The organism is Streptomyces amakusaensis (assembly GCF_039532665.1).
GTDB lineage: Bacteria > Actinomycetota > Actinomycetes > Streptomycetales > Streptomycetaceae > Streptomyces > Streptomyces amakusaensis.
Map to the genome: position 1 here is coordinate 173,812 of NZ_BAAASB010000005.1, position 17,206 is coordinate 191,017.

At 73.5% G+C, this 17,206-nt stretch carries 15 protein-coding genes; 6 read left to right on the plus strand and 9 right to left on the minus strand.

Annotation, left to right across the window (positions count from 1 at the left end; genetic code table 11):
- Window positions 1-55 precede the first annotated feature (55 nt).
- Together metF and ABD371_RS10735 are read left to right on the plus strand one after the other, a co-directional pair.
- Window positions 56-973, plus strand: coding sequence for a methylenetetrahydrofolate reductase [NAD(P)H] (gene metF / locus ABD371_RS10730; RefSeq protein WP_344475278.1), 918 nt, complete (start codon window positions 56-58; stop codon window positions 971-973).
- A 50-nt stretch (window positions 974-1,023) separates the two neighbouring features.
- Window positions 1,024-1,866, plus strand: coding sequence for a hypothetical protein (locus ABD371_RS10735; protein WP_344475280.1), 843 nt, complete (start codon window positions 1,024-1,026; stop codon window positions 1,864-1,866).
- A gap of 52 nt (window positions 1,867-1,918) precedes the next feature.
- On the opposite strand, the gene ABD371_RS10740 is transcribed toward ABD371_RS10735, so the two are convergent.
- Together ABD371_RS10740 and ABD371_RS10745 are read right to left on the minus strand one after the other, a co-directional pair.
- Entirely contained in the window at window positions 1,919-3,439 is a 1,521-nt protein-coding gene (locus ABD371_RS10740; protein WP_381733458.1) for a phytoene desaturase family protein, read from the minus strand.
- Window positions 3,440-3,507: 68 nt separating this feature from the next.
- Window positions 3,508-4,389 (minus strand): helix-turn-helix domain-containing protein, encoded by an 882-nt coding sequence (locus tag ABD371_RS10745; protein WP_344475282.1) that lies wholly within the window; start codon window positions 4,387-4,389, stop codon window positions 3,508-3,510.
- Between the two features lie 51 nt (window positions 4,390-4,440).
- Between ABD371_RS10745 and ABD371_RS10750 the strand changes: the two genes are divergently transcribed.
- A complete protein-coding gene (locus tag ABD371_RS10750; protein WP_344475284.1) occupies window positions 4,441-4,878 on the plus strand; it encodes a VOC family protein in 438 nt (145 codons plus the stop codon).
- A gap of 36 nt (window positions 4,879-4,914) precedes the next feature.
- On the opposite strand, the gene ABD371_RS10755 is transcribed toward ABD371_RS10750, so the two are convergent.
- From ABD371_RS10755 to ABD371_RS10770, 4 genes are all read right to left on the minus strand, one after another.
- Window positions 4,915-5,544: a DUF4126 domain-containing protein gene (locus ABD371_RS10755; protein ID WP_344475286.1), complete on the minus strand. Its 630-nt coding sequence runs from the start codon at window positions 5,542-5,544 to the stop codon at window positions 4,915-4,917.
- A 416-nt stretch (window positions 5,545-5,960) separates the two neighbouring features.
- On the minus strand, window positions 5,961-6,578 hold the full coding sequence (locus ABD371_RS10760; RefSeq protein WP_190125969.1) for a TetR/AcrR family transcriptional regulator: 618 nt from the start codon (window positions 6,576-6,578) through the stop codon (window positions 5,961-5,963).
- A 98-nt stretch (window positions 6,579-6,676) separates the two neighbouring features.
- Entirely contained in the window at window positions 6,677-8,830 is a 2,154-nt protein-coding gene (locus ABD371_RS10765; protein WP_344475288.1) for a YhgE/Pip family protein, read from the minus strand.
- The gene (locus tag ABD371_RS10770) at window positions 8,802-9,605 is read right to left on the minus strand and encodes an ATP-binding cassette domain-containing protein (RefSeq protein WP_344475290.1); all 804 of its coding nucleotides are present in this window, start codon (window positions 9,603-9,605) and stop codon (window positions 8,802-8,804) included. The genes ABD371_RS10765 and ABD371_RS10770 overlap by 29 nt, the downstream gene beginning before the upstream one ends.
- Before the next feature lie 156 nt (window positions 9,606-9,761).
- Here ABD371_RS10770 and ABD371_RS10775 point away from each other — a divergent pair, with 156 nt between their 5' ends.
- From ABD371_RS10775 to ABD371_RS10785, 3 genes are all read left to right on the plus strand, one after another.
- Window positions 9,762-10,322, plus strand: coding sequence for an SAV_6107 family HEPN domain-containing protein (locus tag ABD371_RS10775; protein WP_344475292.1), 561 nt, complete (start codon window positions 9,762-9,764; stop codon window positions 10,320-10,322).
- Window positions 10,323-10,571: 249 nt separating this feature from the next.
- On the plus strand, window positions 10,572-11,354 hold the full coding sequence (locus tag ABD371_RS10780; RefSeq protein WP_190125973.1) for a class I SAM-dependent methyltransferase: 783 nt from the start codon (window positions 10,572-10,574) through the stop codon (window positions 11,352-11,354).
- Window positions 11,355-11,602: 248 nt separating this feature from the next.
- Window positions 11,603-12,004: a DUF3040 domain-containing protein gene (locus tag ABD371_RS10785; RefSeq protein WP_344475295.1), complete on the plus strand. Its 402-nt coding sequence runs from the start codon at window positions 11,603-11,605 to the stop codon at window positions 12,002-12,004.
- A 341-nt stretch (window positions 12,005-12,345) separates the two neighbouring features.
- On the opposite strand, the gene ABD371_RS10790 is transcribed toward ABD371_RS10785, so the two are convergent.
- Genes ABD371_RS10790 through ABD371_RS10800 form a run of 3 tightly spaced genes read right to left on the minus strand, consistent with a single transcriptional unit; the run spans window position 12,346 to window position 17,203 of the window.
- Complete coding sequence (locus tag ABD371_RS10790; RefSeq protein ID WP_344475296.1) at window positions 12,346-14,757, minus strand: transglutaminase TgpA family protein; 2,412 nt, start codon at window positions 14,755-14,757, stop codon at window positions 12,346-12,348.
- On the minus strand, window positions 14,754-16,160 hold the full coding sequence (locus ABD371_RS10795) for a DUF58 domain-containing protein (RefSeq protein WP_344475298.1): 1,407 nt from the start codon (window positions 16,158-16,160) through the stop codon (window positions 14,754-14,756). Before ABD371_RS10795 ends, ABD371_RS10790 begins: the two co-directional genes overlap by 4 nt.
- Complete coding sequence (locus ABD371_RS10800) at window positions 16,160-17,203, minus strand: AAA family ATPase (RefSeq protein ID WP_344475300.1); 1,044 nt, start codon at window positions 17,201-17,203, stop codon at window positions 16,160-16,162. The genes ABD371_RS10795 and ABD371_RS10800 overlap by 1 nt, the downstream gene beginning before the upstream one ends.
- Window positions 17,204-17,206: the final 3 nt, after the last annotated feature.

The window sequence follows — 17,206 nt, forward strand, 5'->3', positions numbered from 1 at the left end:
TCCGATTGGTGGACTTGTGTTGGGGGGCTCCCCCGACCCTCGGTAACCTGCGGGTATGGCCCTCGGAACCTCTTCGATCAGGACGGACCGCGCACTGACCGTGCGCGAACTGCTCGCGACCGGCAAGACCTCCTACTCCTTCGAGTTCTGGGCGCCCAAGACCGAGAAGGGCGAGCGCAACCTCTGGAACGCGCTGCGCCGGATCGAGGCGGTCGCCCCGAGCTTCGTCTCCGTGACCTACGGCGCGGGCGGTTCCACCCGTGCCGGCACGGTCCGGGCCACCGAGCAGATCGCCGCCGACACCACCCTGACCCCCGTCGCCCACCTCACGGCGGTCGACCACTCCGTCGCCGAACTCCGCAACATGATCGGCCAGTACGCCGATGCGGGAATCCGCAACATCCTCGCCGTCCGGGGAGACCCGCCCGGCGACCCCATGGGCGAGTGGGTCAAGCACCCCCAGGGCGTCGGATACGCGGCCGAACTGGTCCGGCTCATCAAGGAGTCCGGCGACTTCTGCGTGGGCGTCGCCGCCTTCCCCGAGATGCACCCCCGCTCCCAGGACTGGGACAGCGACATCCGCCACTTCGTCGACAAGTGCCGGGCCGGGGCCGACTACGCCATCACCCAGATGTTCTTCCGTCCCGAGGACTATCTGCGGCTGCGCGACCGCGTGGAGGCGGCGGGCTGCGAGACTCCGATCATCCCGGAGATCATGCCCGTCACCAGCGTCAAACAGCTCGAACGCTTTGCCCGGTTGAGCAATGCCGCGTTCCCGGATGGACTGAAAGAACGGATCCTCAGCGTCAAGGACGATCCTGCCGCTGTACGCTCCATGGGAATAGAGTTCGCGACCGAGTTCTGTGCGGAGCTGCTCTCCGAGGGTGTTCCCGGGCTGCACTTCATCACGCTCAACAACTCCACCGCGACACTGGAGATATACGAGAATCTCGGACTGCACCAGCAGTCCTGATCGGCTCCGCCGCCCCGCCCCGGGGCGGGGGCCGAGGGAGAGGGGCGGGCATGGGCTGGACGGTCCTCTACATCGCATTCGGCGTGGTGGCGCTGTGGCTGCTCGGTGAGGTGCTGCTGCAGTACAAGGCGCGGCTGCGCTGGCGGCTGCTGGCCTTCGGCGGATTCCTGGGCGTGGTCCTGGGTGTGCTGATCCCCTCCGTGGTGGTGATCGGGCTCGGCGCGATCGCCTTCGCGGTCGGGCAGACCTGTGTGACGCTCTCCTTCCGCCGGGGCTTCTCCACCGGCTGGGCGATCGGCGGCCGGTCCGGCGCGAGCCGCCGCCGCAAGGACGGCGACGAGGAGGAGGGGCGCGAGCCCGCGCTCCAGGTCTCCGGCCTGGAGGAGACCGGGGTCCTCTCCTACGACCCGCCCGCCGTCGACGACTTCGGCTCCGCGAGCTTCGGCCCCGAGCCGGTCTACGAGCCCCAGCCGATGCCCGACGACACCAACGGATACGGCGTCTACACCGGCCCCGGCCCCGGCCCCGAGGCGGCACCCGTGCCCGACCAGGGCGGCCAGGGCGACGGCTACGGCCAGTACGACCCCTACTACGGCGACCAGCCGCAGCATCAGCCGCCCGGCCAGGACGAGTTCGCCGCCGGGCAGCAGCAGTACGCGGCCTACTCCGACCCCTATGTGGGCGGCCAGCAGTACAACGCCTTCGAGAGCTACGACAGCTTCGGCAACCCGCAGCAGTACGGCGCGGACGCGTACTACCCGCAGCAGTCCTACACGGACACCCCGCCCGGCGGGGTCTGGGTCCCGCAGCAGCGGGACACCGAGCAGCAGCAGGACCAGCCCGCGCCCCAGGGCTACGGCCCCGAGCACGACGAGGGCCAGTACCGCTACTGAACCCGGGCCGCCGGGGCCCGTCCGGTCCCCGGCGACCGCTGTGAGGGGCCCCTTACCGCGAGCCCTTGAAGTCCGCGCCTTCCACGATCAGTCCGGCCACCAGCGCGCCGGACATCCCCGAGTGCGCCAGCCCGCCGCCCGGATGGGCCCGGCCGCCCGCCAGATGGAGCCCCGGCAGCCGGGTGGTGTTCGCCGGGCGCAGATGCCGCCCGCCGGGCCCGGCCAGCGCGGGCGCGGGTATGCCGCCCGTCTCGGCGGGGGTCAGGATCTCGTGCCACAGCACCCGCTCGCGCAATGCGGCGGGGCTCTCGCCCAGGGACCGGGCGGCGGCGTCGATCAGTGTCTCCGCGCAGCGCTCCCGCAGCGCCTTGTCGCTCCAGTCGACCCCGGTCCCGGCCCCGCCGCCGTCCCCGTGGCCGGCGACCGTCGCCGAGACGGTGATCGCCTCATGGTCCCCGTCCGGACGGGTCCGCGGGTCGTCGGGCCGGAGCACGGTGACGGTGGGCAGCTCGGCGACCCGGCCGCCGAACACGGCCGCGGCCTCGACGCCGGTGTCCGGCGCGTGCACCACACCGCGGTGCACGGCCGACGCCGGTCTGGCCCCCCGGACTGCCAGCAGCACCGAGAGTCTGCCGGGCAGCGGTCCGCCGCCCGACTCCTCCGGCGGCCGGACATCGCCCTCGCCCCACAGCTCCCGGCCGGGGGCCGTCGCAGGGGGCCCGCCGCCCGCCACCACATGATCGGCCTCGGCCGTCGAGCCGTCCGCCAGCACGACGCCCGCCGCGCGGCCGTCCCGCTCCAGGACCGAGACGACCTCCGCCCCGAAGACGAACTCCACCCGCCGGGTCGCGCACCGCTCGTACACCGCGCGGGCCAGCTCCCGCAGCCCGCCCTCCACATACCAGCTGCCGAACGTCTGCTCCATGTACGGCAGCAGCGCGGCACTCGCGGGCGCGTGCCGGGGATCCAGCCCGTACCCCAGCACACACCCCTCGAAGAGCGCCGCCAGCCGGGGATCCTCCAGCTCCCACGCGCCCACCTCGGCGACCGTGGCCGCCTGCCGGGTGCGCAGCAGCCTGCGCCGCCTCGGGGCGGGGTAGGGATCGCGCTCCAGCACCCGCCAGTCGGGCCACAGGGGCTCCTCCAGCAGCGGCCGCCGCGAGCGGTCCCAGGCGTCCCGGGCCCGGCCCAGGAAAGCGCCCCAGCGCTCGCCCGCGCCGCCGCCGAGCGCCGACTCCAGCGCGGTGACGATGCCCGCCCGCGAGGCGTCGGGCAGCGCCGCCTCGGAGCCGTCGGCGAAGAGATGCCTGCTCGCCGGGTCGACCTGGACCAGCGAGACGCAGCGCTCCAGCGGCTCCCGGCCGGTCTTCAGAAAGAGATCCCGCCAGACGGCGGGCAGATGCAGCAGCCCCGGCCCGGTGTCGAAGACGAAGCCGTCCCGCTCGAAGGAGCCCACCGCGCCGCCGTACGTCGCCGAGCGCTCGTACACCGTCACCCGGTGGCCCGCGACGGCCAGCCGGGCAGCCGCCGCCATCGAGCCCATCCCCGCGCCGATCACCGCAATCCGTGCCATGCCGACGACTCTATCGACCGCCACCGACAATCCCTCCCCGGGCCCGGGAAGGGCCAGGTCAGCACTGGTCAGCCCAGGATCGGCCGGTCGCGCGCCAGACGGTCCAGCAGCTCCTGCGCCGCCGGGTCGGCCGGGGTCTGGACGAGCAGCAGCACCCCCGCCTCGGCCACCGGGCGCAGCAGCGAGAAGGTCAGGCGCAGCACGTCCGTACCGCCCGGGACGCCGTCCGAGGCGCGCGCCTCGACCGTGGTGGGCGGGAAGTTCGCGACCGTCCGGCACTGCCACCGGTCGGCCGCGTCGGGCCGTGCCCGGTGCAGCAGCCGGGTGATGTCCGAGGCGCGCGGGTCGTCCGGGACATGCCCGGCGGCGGTGCGGAACTGCTCGTACAGGCCGCGCAGCAGCGGTTCGCCGTCCACGAGCCGGTAGTCGCCCGGAGGGCCGGAGGCCAGCTGGAGCAGGAGGTTGCGCCGCTCCTCGGGGAGGTCCTCCGGGTCGCCCCACAGCCGGCGGTGGGCCGCGTTGGCGGCCAGGATGTCCAGCCGCTCGTCCAGGATCAGCGCCGGGGCCGTCCCCCAGCCGTGGATCAGCCGCAGGGTCTCCGGACCGACGCCGTCCGGCCCCGGTCCGGCGGGCGGCGCGACCGGCAGGAACCCGGCCAGCGCGAGGGCGTGCCGGTGCGCGTCCGGCTCCATCCGCAGCGCCCGGCAGACCGCGTCGACGACCTGCCGCGACGTGGCCACCCTGCCCTGTTCCAGCCAGGTGTACCAGGCGACGCTGACCCCGGCCAGCGCGGCGACCTCCTCGCGCCGCAGCCCCGGGGCGCGCCGCCGGCCGCCCCCGGAGAGACCGACGTCCTGGGGGCCGATCCGCTCTCGTGAGGCGCGCAGATGAGCGCCCAACTCGCGGCGCAGGGACCCCTCCATGCCGATGATCCTATGAGTCTCGCTCACCCCATGAACGGTGGCCTGTCTGCGGCGGCCGGTCAAGGAGAGCCTGGCGGCATGACAGCGAACAGCACGAACCGGCCGCCCTCCCCGGTGTGGCGGCGGCGCAACGACTCCTCCGACCTCACCGAACCCCGTGTCCTCGTCCGGGTCTTCCTCCCGCTCGGCGGCCTGGACGCCGGCATCGACTTCTACGAGCGCCTCCAGGGGACGGAGGCCGACGCCAGGTTCTCCTTCGGCGCGCTCCGGCTCGCGACGGTCGGCGCGTTCCTCCTCATCGAGGGCGGCGAGGAGGAGGTGCGGCCCTACCGCGCGACGGCCGGGACCCTGCTGGTGGCCGATGTGCGGCCGTACCACGACCGTCTCCTCGCGGCGGGCGCGGAGATCACCGTCCCGCTCCAGAAGGTCCCCACCGGCATGGGATTCAATGTCCGGCACCCCGACGGGACCGAGGTCGAGTACGTCCACCACCGGCCCACCAGCACCGGCGACTGAGTCCCTCCCGAGCGTCTCCGGGCCGCCCGGAGGCGCTCACTCCGGAGGCCGGGTGATCTCCGGCGCGCCCACCTGGTCCGCCAGCCGCCGCTCCTCCCGGCGCTGGGCCCGGCGTCGCAGGAACCGCCGGATCCGCGAGGCGAGGAAGAACAGCGTGACGATGCCCAGCACCAGCAGCGTCCCGGCGATGATCGCCGCCGCCACCGGGTTGAAGAGGGCGAAGGCGAGGATGCCGCTCGCCCCCACGTCCTCCGCCGTGCTCAGGGCGACATTGCTGAACGGCTCCGGCGAGGTGTTGACCGCCATCCTGGTGCCGGCCTTCACCAGATGGCTCATCAGGGCGGTCGTGCCGCCCACCGCCCCGGCGGTGATCTCCGGCAGCGAGCCGTTCTCGCCGGCCAGCAGCGCGGCCACCACCGCGCCCGCCACCGGCCGGATCACGGTGTGGACGGTGTCCCACACGGAGTCGACGTACGGGATCTTGTCGGCCACCGCCTCGCACAGGAAGAGCACCCCGGCGACGACCAGGACATCGGTCCGCTGGAGCGCCTCGGGCACCTCGTCGGTGATCCCGGCGGCCCCGAACAGACCCAGCAGCAGAACCGCCGCGTAGGCGTTGATCCCGCTGGCCCAGCCGCTCGTGAAGACAAGGGGGAGTACGGACACGGGGGCGATCGTAACCAGTGGGGACCGGGGAACGGGCGGCAGCGCGCGGCTGAGTACGGATACCTATACCTAGCCCCGCGAATGAGTACGCGCGCGGATGGGACGCCCCCGGCCGGGACGGAAGAGTGGAGCACACCGAGGGGGACGCGGCACCGGAACCGCCGACACGGGGCGGCGGAACGGCGCGGCTCCCCCGGAGTGACGGGGGAAGCAGGACGGGGTGCCTCCCGAGAGGGAGGTCCCCGGCACCACAGGGGGGTGACCCGGGGGAACACATCCGGGACACGGGGGGAGCACGGGGGGGACGGGGGAGGAGTACGGGGGAAACGGAAAGCGCCGGTCCGGCGGAGACTCGGGGGAGTCCCGCCGGACCGGCGCTTTCCGTTTCCCGCGGGCCCTGGACCCGTACATACCCGTCAGCGCCCGCCGACCCGCCCGTGCAGCAGCCGCGACAGCGCCGAGTGCACATCGTCCAGCGACCGCTCCCGCTGGAACGACTGCCAGTCCAGCGCCGCCACCAGCACCATCCCCACCAGCGCCGCGGCGGTGAGCGGAATATCGATCTCCTCGCTCAGCTCACCGTTCTCGACGGCCTCCCGCAACACCGTCTCGACCACCGCCACCGCCTGCTGACGCACCACCAGCAGCGTCGACTGCCAGGCCCGGTTGGTGCGCCACAGCTCGGCGACGAAGAGCTGGGTGAAGGCCGGATAGCGGTCGATGAAGGCCAGTCCGGCCCTGATCATCTCGTCCAGCGCCTCGACCTTGGTGCCGCCGCGCGCCGCCGTGTCGTCCGCAGCCGACTGCAAGGACGCCGTCAGCAGACCGACGCCGTACCGCAGCAACTCCTCGAACAGCTCGGTCTTGCTCTTGAAGTTGTAGTAGACCGTGCCCTTGGCGACCCCCGCGCGCTCGGCGATCTCGTCCACCGTGGTGGCGGAGAAGCCCTGCTCGGCTATGAGCGTCACGGCGGCCTCGTAGAGCTTCGCCCGGGTCGCCCGGCGTCTGGTGCTGCTGCTGTCGCTCGCGTCCATGGCGCCGATTGTCACAGGTCTCGCGGGTTTCACGGGCTCCGTTCCACCGAGGGACCCACCGAGGGACCTACCGTGGGACCCGTCGCGGGCCGGCCCGCTCACAGGCTCAGCTCGGGATGGAGCCGGTCCAGCGTCCACACCTGCTTGCGCCGCGCGGACAGCGCGGTGAGCGCCAGCGCCCCCGCGGTGAAGGCGAGCAGTACCGCGCTCGCCTGCCACACCGGGTCGAGCCCGCCGCCCGTGATCAGCCTGCGCAGGGCCTCCACCACATGACTCATCGGCAGGAACGGGTGGATCGCGTTGAAGAACGCCGGGCTGGTCTGGACGGGATAGGTGCCGCCCGCCGAGGTCAGCTGGAGCATCAGCACCGCCAGGACGAGAATCCGCCCGGCCGCGCCGAAGCGGGCGTTCAGCCACTGGATGATCGAGGCGAAGCAGCCGATGACAAGGGCGAGGAAGGCGACCGTGCCGCCCGCGTGCGCCATCCGGAGCCCCAGCGACCAGTGCAGCACCGCCATCAGCGCACCGACCTGCACCAGCCCGATGGCCACCACCGGCAGCCAGCCCGCCAGCGCGATCCGCCAGGCCGAGCCGCCCGCCGCGAGCGCCCGCCGGTTCATCGGCGCGATGATCATGTACGCGACCATCGCGCCCACCCAGAGGGAGAGCGGGATGAAGTACGGCGCGAACCCGGTGCCGTAGTTGGGGGCCTTGTTCAGGGTCTGGCTCGCCAGCTGGACCGGGTCGGCCATCACCTCCGTACGCCGGTCACGGTCCTTCTCGTCGTAGTCGGGGATCTTGGCCACGCCGTCGTGCAGTCCGCCGGCCAGCTCGGCGGAGCCGTCGGCGAGCTGGAACAGACCGCCGTCCAGGGCTCCGGCGCCCTTCTTGAGCTTGTCCACCCCGCTGTCGATCTCACTGGACCCCGACTGGGCCCCGGTCAGCCCGGTGCGCAGCTCGGTCAGTCCCCGCGAGATGCTCCGCGCGCCCGAGTCGAGCGCGCCGACCTTGTCAAGGGCGCTCGCCAGATCGCTCTCCAGCCCGGGCGAGCGCGCGGCGAGGGCCGTCGACTTCTTCTCCAGGTCGGCGACGCGGGCGTCGAGCGCGCGCAGCTCGTCCTGGTTGTCCTTGACCAGGGCGCTGACGCCCGCCGCCGCCGTGGCGGTTTCGGCGGCCAGGGCCGTGGCGCGCTCCAGCGCCGGGCAGGCGACGGGAGCGGCCGTGTCCTTGACCGTGTCCTCCGCCGTGTCCTCCGCCGTGCCCTCCACCGGGGTCTTCGCCGGAGCCTTCGCCGGGTCGACGCACTGCGCCCGGTGGACGGCCGCCAGTTCGTCGGAGGCCTTCTGCGCCCGGGTCGCCGCGCCGGGGGCGGCCGTCGTCAGCTCGCCGAGTCCGGAACGGATGGTCTTGGTGGCCTCGGTGACCAGCCGGGCCGCCTCGCCTATCGACTTGCCGTCGTTCTTCAGATAGGGGCGGACGCCGTCGGCGATGCCGTTGACGCGCTCGTTGGCCGCCCGGGTGCCGTCGGCGAGCTGCCGGGCGGCGGCCTCCAGATCGCCCGCGCCCCTGTTCAGCTCGGCGAGCCCGCCGGTCAGCCTGCCGGTGTTGTCCTTGGCGTTCCGCAGGCCGTCGGCGAGCTTCTTGGAGCTCTCCTTCGCGTCCCCGATGCCGCCCTTCAGATCGTCGGCGCCCTTCGCCGCGTCCTCGGTCGCGCCGTGGATGTCGGAGAAGGAGATGAAGATCCGGTCCAGGAACGACCGCGACGCCTTGGTCGACGCGGCGGTGCGCACCTCTGCGAACACCGTCCGCGAAACCTGCCCGACGATGTAATTGTTGGCGTCGTTGGTGCGGACCTGGAGGGCGCCGGTCTCCGGGCTGTCCCCGGAACTGGACGCGACGCGCTCGCTGAAGTCCTTCGGCATGGTCAGCGAGAGGTAGTACGCGCCGTCCTCGACGCCCTCGCGGGCCTCGGCGGCGCTCACCTCGTGCCAGTCGAAGACATCGCTGTCACGCAGCTTCCCGGCGATCTCGTCGCCGGCCGTGACCTTCTTGCCGTCGGCGGTGGCCCCCTTGTCGTCGTTGACGAGGGCGACGGGGATCCGGTCCAGCTGTCCGTACGGGTCCCAGAACGACCACAGGTACAGCGCGCCGTACAGCAGCGGCAGCAGCACGATCGCGACCACCGCCGCCCGGGGCAGCCTGCCCCTGCCGAATCGCCTCAGCTCAAGCGCGGCCAGTCTCGGCGAACGCATCGGCCGTCCCCTCCCCCTCGTGTGTCGCGGTGCCGATGACCTCGGCGGTGTCGGTGCTGTCGGCGGGTCCGGCCGGTCCGGTGTCGCCCGCCCGGACGACCACGGCCCCCTCCGGGGCCTGGCTGCACACCGTCAGCACGGTCGTCCCCGAGGCGGCGACCGAGCGCAGCAGGTCCCACGCCTCCACCCGGTCGGCGTCGGAGAGCTTCAGATCGGCGTCGTCCACGCCGAGCAGCCGGGGGCGGCCGATGAGCGCGAGCGCGACCGACAGCCGCAGCGCCTCCATCCGCTCCAGCTCGCGTATGGGCGTACGCCCCGCCCTGGCCAGGGAGGCCGGGTCGAGACCGGCCCCGGCCAGCGCCTCCTCGATCCGCCCCCGGGCCGCGGCGACCCGCTCGGAGCGGGGGCGCAGCAGGGCGCGGAGGGAGCCGTCGAACCGGCGCTGGAGCAGGGCGCGCTCCCGCAGATGCTCGTCGACGGTCAGCGCGGGGTCGAGTTCGCTCACCGACGGCACCGGGCCGAGCGCGCTGATCCGGCGGAGCGCGGCCATTTTGCGCGGCAGCGGCAGCCCGCCGACCTCGGCACGGCCCTCGGCGGGACGCATCCGGCCGGTGAGCGCGAGCAGCAGACAGGTCCGGCCGGAGCCGGAGGGGCCTTCGATCGCGATGAGCGAACCGGGCCCGGCGTCGATGTCGACCGAGCGGAACGCCCAGCCGCGCGGGCCCTTGAGGCCGAACCCCTCCGCGAAGACGGCCGCCCCGTGCGGGCTGTCCACGTACCCTCCCCATTTTTATACTGACCAGTCAGTGCAAAAGTTAGCGCCGGATCGACAGTTGAAGCAAAAGCGCAGGTCAGGGCCGATTGTCAGTGGGGTCCCGCACGATGGACACATACGGCCACAGTGCCGTCACGCGACGACAGGAGGTTCGTCATGGCAAGCGACCACATGGCTGCCGCTCACCGGCACCGTGCCACCGGCCCTGTCCCCTCACCGACCGGGCCCGCGAGCGATGTGCACCCCGTCGCGCGGCGCGCCTCGGCGCCGCCCGCGGCCCTCACCCTCCTCGCCCAGGCCCGCGCCGGTCTCGCCGAGGCCGCCGCCCTGACCGTGCCCAACGAGCGGTATGCCACCGCCCATCTGGCCGCCCTGCGCACCGCCGCCGCCGTGCTCGCCGCCCGGGGGTATCCCGACAGCCCGCCCGCCGCCGCCCGGGGCGGCGGGACCCCTGTCCGCCGGGGCCGCCGGGCGGGCATCCGCAGCGCCTGGGAGCTGCTGCCCGAGTCCGCTCCCGAACTGGCCGAGTGGAGTGCCCACTTCGCCGCGGGCGCGCCGCGCAGAGCCCGCGCCGAGGCCGGCATACACGGCGCGGCGAGCGGCGGCGAGGCCGACGATCTGCTGAGGGACGCGGGGATGTTCCTCCGGCTGGCCGAGCGTCTGCTGGCCCTCGGGCCCGCCCTGCCCCGGCCCCGGGCCGACCCGGCGGCCGGGTGAATCCTCGGCCGCCCGGGACCCCCGGCGGCCGAGGGGCGGGACGCGGCGGCGGCCTCCCGGAGGGAGGCAATAGGGTGGGTGATGTCCTCAGCCGCATGAGAGCCTCCCTCGCGAGAGGCGCTCGACGAGAGCCCACCGTCCACCGCGAAAGCCCCCGACCTGCGGTCCCCGGACCCCGGTCGCGGTTCCACGCCCGCCCCGCCCGCCCCCGAGCGGCCCGGGGCGCCACCGCCCGAGGAGTCAACTGCCGTGCCGGACCCGTCCGCCCGCGGGGCAAACCCGCCGCGCCCGCCCCGCGCCTCCCTGCGTACCTCCGTGGTCTGGGAGGTCCTGAAGGACGCACTCGACCGCAGGGTCAAGGCCACCGGGAGGGACGCCCTGGACGTCCTCGACACCGGAGGCGGCAGCGGGTCCTTCGCGGTGCCCGTCGCCCAGCTCGGCCACCGGGTCACCGTGGTCGACCCCAGCCCCAACGCGCTCTTCGCGCTGGAGCGCAGGGCCGCCGAGGAATCGGTCGCCGACCGGGTCCGGGGTGTCCAGGGCGATGTGCACGGCCTCTTCGACGTGGTGGAGCGCGGCGGCTACGACGCGGTGCTCTGCCACGGGGTCCTGGAGTTCGTGGACGACCCGGCCGAGGGCGTCAGCAACGCCGTGGCCGCGCTGCGGCCCGGCGGCGCGGTCAGCCTGCTCGCCGCCGGGCTCGGCGGCGCGGTCATCGCCCGGGCCCTCGCCGGGCACTTCGCCGAGGCCCGCCAGGCGCTCACCGACCCGGCCGGCCGCTGGGGCGACGCGGACCCGATCCCCCGGCGCTTCACCGCCGAACAGCTCACCGAACTGGCCGAGCGGGCCGGAGTGGAGGTCGGCGCGGTGCACGGAGTGCGCGTCTTCGCCGACCTCGTTCCCGGTGTCCTGGTGGACACCGAACCGGGCGCGCTGGACGCCCTGCTCAAGCTGGAGGCCGCCGCCGCCGAGCTGCCCGCCTTCCACTCGGTCGCCACCCAGCTGCACGTACTGGGCGAGAAGCGCGGCTGATCAGCGGCGCAGCCGCAGATGGAGTACGCCACAGACCCCCCGATCGTGTCCTTCGCCCCGTATGATCGAGGGACACCATCCGGCATGACGGATCGGAGGTTGGGGAATCTAGGCCTCAGCAGCCAAAGTCGCCGTGGCGGCCCAAACTGTCGAAGTGGCTAGAGGGCGGGTTTCACGGGGGCGATTCCCTGCCTATCCTGAAAGGGCCGCAAACGGTCGCCCCCGCGGCCGACGACTAGGAGGACTCCGTGCCGCTCTCGGAGCACGAGCAGCGAATGCTCGAGCAGATGGAGCGAGCGCTGTACGCCGAAGATCCCAAATTCGCTACAGCGCTTGAGGGAAGCGGGCTGCGTACGTACACCCGGCGACGGGTCTACCAGGCGGTTGCAGGCTTCCTGGTGGGTATCGCGCTCCTCATGGCCGGAATGGTCGCGCAGATCATCTTGATCAGTGTGGTGGGATTCCTCGTCATGCTGGGCTGCGCGGTCCTGGCGGTCACCGGATGGCGCAAAGCGCCCAAGCCGGGTGAGCAGCAGACCCTGGGGGAGACGGCGGGCACAGCAGCCCGTCGACAGCCCCGTCAGCGCAAGTCGATGATGAACCGGATCGAGCAGCGGTGGCAGCGCCGCCGCGACGAACAGGGCCACTGAGACACCGCGGTCGCCCGGCCCGGCAGCCCGGACACCCTCCGGTACGCCTTCGACCGGCCCGCGCCATGCCCTCACCTCCGGCCGTGCCCAGCGCACGCCGGAGCGCCCCAGGGGCCATGCCGTGACGCCGTTCCGACCGCCGCCGATCAAGGCGTTCCCGAAGGGAACACTCCCGCGCCGAACACTGTGAGCCTCACCGGTCACAGGGGTTCGGCGCTCCGTGTTTCTGCGGCGGCCGTGTTCGCCGGATGCCTGGGTGCTCGCGAGGCGGCTGTGCCTGCGGGACGGCTGTGGGGCCGACGCTCCGGGCGTCGGCCCCACAGCCACTCTCTTCCGTCGGCTCAGCCCTGCCGGCCGGCCGTGCCGGGCCGCAGCGCCGCCCATCGCTCCCGGCTCCAGCGGCTCCACCGCTCGGTGAACGCCGCCCACCAGGCGGATCCGGCCCAGATCACCCGGACGGCTGAACGCGGCAGCAGCAGTGCCCGCAGCCGTGCCCTGCGGCCCGCTCCGGCCCGCAGCCCGCTCCGGACCGTCCTGGCGTCCTCGGCGAGCCCGGCGATCGGCCCGGGCCGGGCCGCGTAGAGCACCTGCTCGACCGCTCCGGCGACCCGGTGCGCGGCGGCCGCCGCCGCACCGTCCAGCCCGCCCAGCTCCACGATCCGGCCGGCGGTCCGGCGCGGGGTCAGCGAGTCGTCCGGCCCGATGCCGTGGTCCCAGGCCGTGTCCAGCACCTCCCGCCAGGCCGCCAGCGCCCGCGCCCGGACGTCCTGGGGCGTGCGCCCCGACGAGCCCAGCCGGCGCGCGGTCACCCGCCGCCGCCACAGCAGCGGCAGCAGGATCAGCAGCACGGCCGCCGCCACGCCCAGGCCGATCAGCAGCACCGTCCCCAGCGAGCCGTCCGAGCCCGTGGTAGTGGTCTCCTCGGTCGGAACCGCAGGGCCGCACTCATTGAGCCGCCGCAGCTCGGGCGGGCAGCTGTCCGAGGCGGTCGGAGCCGCCGACGGCTGGTCGGAGGCCGTCTCGGTGGGCTCCGCCGGGTCGCTCGGGCCGCCCGCCACGACGTCCTCCAGCGTGTGGTCCGGCTGGGTGCCCCGGCTCGGCGTCGGCTCGAACCGCGTCCAGCCGACGCCCTCGAAGTACAGCTCCGGCCAGGCGTGCGCGTCCTTCGTGGTCACCGACATGGTGCCGTCGCCCCGCGCGGTGCCCGGGGTGAAGCCCACCGCGACCCGGGCCGGTATGCCCAGCGTCCGGGCCATCGCGGCCATCGAGAAGGAGAAGTGGATGCAGAAGCCCTGCTTCTGCCGGAGGAAGCGCGAGATGGCGTGGACGCCCGTACCGGAATCGACCTCGGTGTCGTAGGTGAAGCCGCCGTCCTCGGCGAACCACTTCTGGAGCCGTACCGCCCGCTCGTGGTCGTTCTTCGCCCCCTTGGTGACCCGCTCCGCCGTCCGCTCGACCACGGAGGGGAGATTCTCCGGCAGCTCGGTGTACTCGCGCAGCAGATCGGCGGGCGCGGGCGGCGCGCTCGCCAGCTGCTCGGGCTCCGGCTTCACCGCGAGGCTGGAGACGCTGTACTTCGCGCCCCGGGAGTCCTCGCCCCGATACCCGACCAGGGTCCGCCCGGCGGGCTCGAACCGCCAGCGCCCGCCGATCCGCACCTGGGTCGCCGGGTAGGGCAGCGGCAGCCAGCTCTGCCGGTAGTAGTCGGCGGCCGTGATGGTCGTCCTGACCGGCTCGGTGGCCACCGCCGTGCTCAGCCCCTCCGGCTGGGGGAGCCGGTCCGGCACCTCCGTGACATCGCGGTCCGAGGACTTCCAGGTCGTGCCGTCGAATCTGTCCAGCGCCACTATCCGGAGATAGAAGTCGTCGGTGTCCTTCGCGTCGGTCCGGTAGCGCAGCACCTCACGGCTGTCCGGCTGATTCAGGTTGTCCCGCAGGGACACCAGCGGATTCACCGCGGAGATCGTGCCCCCGCCGCCGCCCGAGCCGCTCCCCGACGCACCGCCCACGTCCTTCAGCAGCCCGCCGTCCAGCGCGGGCAGCGCGGCGGGCACCGCGAGCGCCACCCCCAGCGCCAGCACCCCGATGCGCCGCCCGGCCCGGAGCGAGGCCCGCGGACCCGCGCCGGGCGCGTTCGCCGCGCGCGGCAGGGCCGAGGGCGAGCCGAAGACCCTGCCCCACCGGGAGAGCCGGTCCCGGCCCTCCGCCAGCAGAAGCAGCAGATAGCCGCCGGCGGCCACCAGGAACCAGAACCAGTTCGCCTCGCCGCCGGCCAGACCGGCCGCCACCGAGTACAGCGCGAGCAGCGGCAGACCGGCCGGCGCGGCACTGCGGAAGGTGACCGCGACCGCGTCCACCATGAGCCCGATCAGCAGCACCCCGCCGACCACCATCAGCGAGATGCCGTCCGACAGCGGGGCCGGAATGGCGTACTTCCCGATGTCCTCGCCGCCGGCGGACAGCAGCTCCGCGAACCGCTGGAACGCCTCGGGCCCCGGCACCAGCCCGAGCACCGCGTACTCCCGGGCGAAGACCCAGGTCAGCAGCGCCAGGGTGACAAGGGCCTGCACCAGCACCGTCAGCGGCCCGGCGAGCGACGTCCGCCGGGCCAGTGCTCCCGCACCGCTCTGGATCCCCAGCAGGAACGCCGCCTGCACCAGCCAGCCGACGCCGCTGATCAGCGGCAGCATCGCGCAGGCCGCCATCAGTGTGGCGGCGTACGCGCACAGGGCCAGCCGCACCCGCCCACTCATGATCCATCCCCACCGTTCATACCCGGTCTCCCGACGCCGCCGGCCGTGCCGCCCGGGGGCTCGCCGCGCCGGCTGTCGGCCTGCTGCCACAGCGCGGGCAGCGAGGCCCCCGGGGGGACGGCCAGCGCCGTCCAGCCCGCCTCGCGCAGCACTCTCAGCCGTTCCTCGACGGGACCGGTCCCACCGCCGGCCCAGGTCCCGCTGTCCATCACAAAGGCCACCGCCGCGCCGCTGCGCCGGTTCATCCGCGCCACCAGCGCCGCCTGCTTCTCGTCCAGATCGCCGAAGAAGGCGATCAGCAGCCCCTCCTCACCCGTGCGCAGCACATCGTGGGCGCGGGTGAGGCCGTATCCCTCGGAGTGGTCCACCATCGCGAGGGCGTCCATCATCAGCCCGGCGGAGTCCGCCGCGTCCTGGGGCGTGCCCGGGGAATCCTCCGGGCCGGCGCCGGGCACCGAGGTGCCGGTGTCGGTCAGCAGCCGGACCGCGAAGCCCCGCTCGGCGATGTGGACCAGGGTGGACGCCGCACCCGAGACTGCCCATTCGAAGGCCGAGTCCGGGCCCACCCCGTGGTAGGCGACGGCCCGGGTGTCGAGCAGCACCGTGCAGCGGGCCCGGCGCGGCTGCTCCTCGCGGCGCACCATCAGCTCGCCGTGGCGCGCGGTGGAGCGCCAGTGCACCCGGCGGAGATCGTCCCCGTAGCGGTAGGCGCGCGGGATCACGTCGTCGTCCCCGGCCAGCGCCAGCGAGCGGCGGCGGCCGTCCCCGTACCCCGAGGCGTCGCCCGTCAGCCGGACGGGCGGCAGCGACTCGGTCCGGGGTATCACCGTCAGGGTGTCGAAGTCGCTGAACGAACGGGTCAGCTCGCACATGCCGAACGGATCGCTCAGCCTCAGCTGGAGCGGGCCGAGCGGATAGCACCCGCGCAGATCCGAACGGACCCGGTAGGACACCTCGCGCCGTCCGCCCGCCTCCATCCGGTCGAGCACGAACCGGGGCCGGGGCCCCAGCACATAGGGCACATGGTCCTGGAGCATCAGCAGCCCGGTGGGCATCCGCGAGACATTGTCCATCCGCAGATGCACCCGCGCCTCGGACCCGGCGGGCACCCGCGCGGGAGTGAGCCGTCTGCTCCCGGCGACCCGGTAGCGGGTGCGGTAGAGCACGATCACGCTCATCAGCGGGAGCACCGCCAGCAGCAGCCCCACCCTCAGCAGATCGCTCTGCCCCAGCACATAGGCGCACACCGCCGCCGCCGCTCCGGCGGCGAGGAACGACCGGCCCCGGGTGGTCAGTCCGCCCAGGGCGGCCCGCAGCCCGGCCGGATTCCCGCCCTTGCCGCCCTTCCCGTTCTTTCCGCTCCTCCCGCCGTCCGCCGCGGCCGGCCGCCCCCCGGCGGACATCACAGCCGCCGTGCGCCGGGCCGCTGGCCGTAGACCTGCTGGGGTCCGCGGGCCGCCCCGTAGGGGGCCTGCGAGCCCTCGGCGGTCGGGACCGGGGTGCGCTGGAGGATCTCCTGCACGACCTGCTCCGCCGTCCGCCGGTTGAGCTGGGCCTGTGCCGTCGGCAGCAGCCGGTGCGCCAGCACCTGCACCACCAGCGACTGGACGTCGTCCGGCAGGGCGTAGTCCCGGCCGGACAGGGCGGCGGTCGCCTTCGCGGCGCGCAGCAGATGCAGGGTGGCGCGCGGCGAGGCGCCCAGCCTCAGATCGGGGTGGCTGCGGGTGGCGGACACCAGCTCCACCGCGTACCGGCGCACGGGCTCGGACACATGCACGTGCCGCACGGCGTCGATCAGCTTCACTATGTCGTCCGCGTGCGCCACCGCTTCGAGGTCGTCGAGCGGCGAGACGCCGCCGTGCACATCGAGCATCTGAAGCTCGGCCTCGGCGCTCGGGTAGCCGATGGAGACCCGGGCCATGAAGCGGTCGCGCTGTGCCTCGGGCAGCGGATAGGTGCCCTCCATCTCCACCGGGTTCTGCGTCGCCACCACCATGAACGGGCTCGGCAGCTCGTGTGTCGCGCCGTCCATGGTGACCTGGCGCTCCTCCATCGACTCCAGCAGCGCCGACTGGGTCTTGGGCGAGGCCCGGTTGATCTCGTCGCCGATCACGATCTGGGCGAAGATCGCGCCCGGCTTGAACTCGAACTCGCGCCGCTGCTGATCGAAGATCGACACACCGGTGATGTCGGACGGCAGCAGATCCGGTGTGAACTGGATGCGCCGCACCGAGCAGTCGATGGATCTCGCCAGCGCCTTGGCCAGCATGGTCTTCCCCACGCCGGGGACATCCTCGATGAGCAGATGCCCCTCGGCGAGGAGCACGGTCAGCGAAAGCCGTACGACCTCAGGCTTGCCCTCGATCACACGCTCCACCGACCTGCGGACGCGATCCGCTGTGGCGGTCAGATCTGTGAGGCTCGCTCGATTGTCATAGGTCGTCACCCG

Bases quoted from the DNA above. Each gene is read 5' to 3' on its own strand.
- ABD371_RS10775 (WP_344475292.1), top strand. From the start codon at position 9,762: ATGGCAAGCGACCACATGGCTGCCGCTCACCGGCACCGTGCCACCGGC.
- ABD371_RS10750 (WP_344475284.1), top strand. From the start codon at position 4,441: ATGACAGCGAACAGCACGAACCGGCCGCCCTCCCCGGTGTGGCGGCGG.
- ABD371_RS10795 (WP_344475298.1), bottom strand. From the start codon at position 16,160: ATGTCCGCCGGGGGGCGGCCGGCCGCGGCGGACGGCGGGAGGAGCGGA.
- ABD371_RS10765 (WP_344475288.1), bottom strand. From the start codon at position 8,830: ATGCGTTCGCCGAGACTGGCCGCGCTTGAGCTGAGGCGATTCGGCAGG.
- ABD371_RS10735 (WP_344475280.1), top strand. From the start codon at position 1,024: ATGGGCTGGACGGTCCTCTACATCGCATTCGGCGTGGTGGCGCTGTGG.
- metF (WP_344475278.1), top strand. From the start codon at position 56: ATGGCCCTCGGAACCTCTTCGATCAGGACGGACCGCGCACTGACCGTG.
- ABD371_RS10790 (WP_344475296.1), bottom strand. From the start codon at position 14,757: ATGAGTGGGCGGGTGCGGCTGGCCCTGTGCGCGTACGCCGCCACACTG.
- ABD371_RS10760 (WP_190125969.1), bottom strand. From the start codon at position 6,578: ATGGACGCGAGCGACAGCAGCAGCACCAGACGCCGGGCGACCCGGGCG.
- ABD371_RS10740 (WP_381733458.1), bottom strand. From the start codon at position 3,439: ATGGCACGGATTGCGGTGATCGGCGCGGGGATGGGCTCGATGGCGGCG.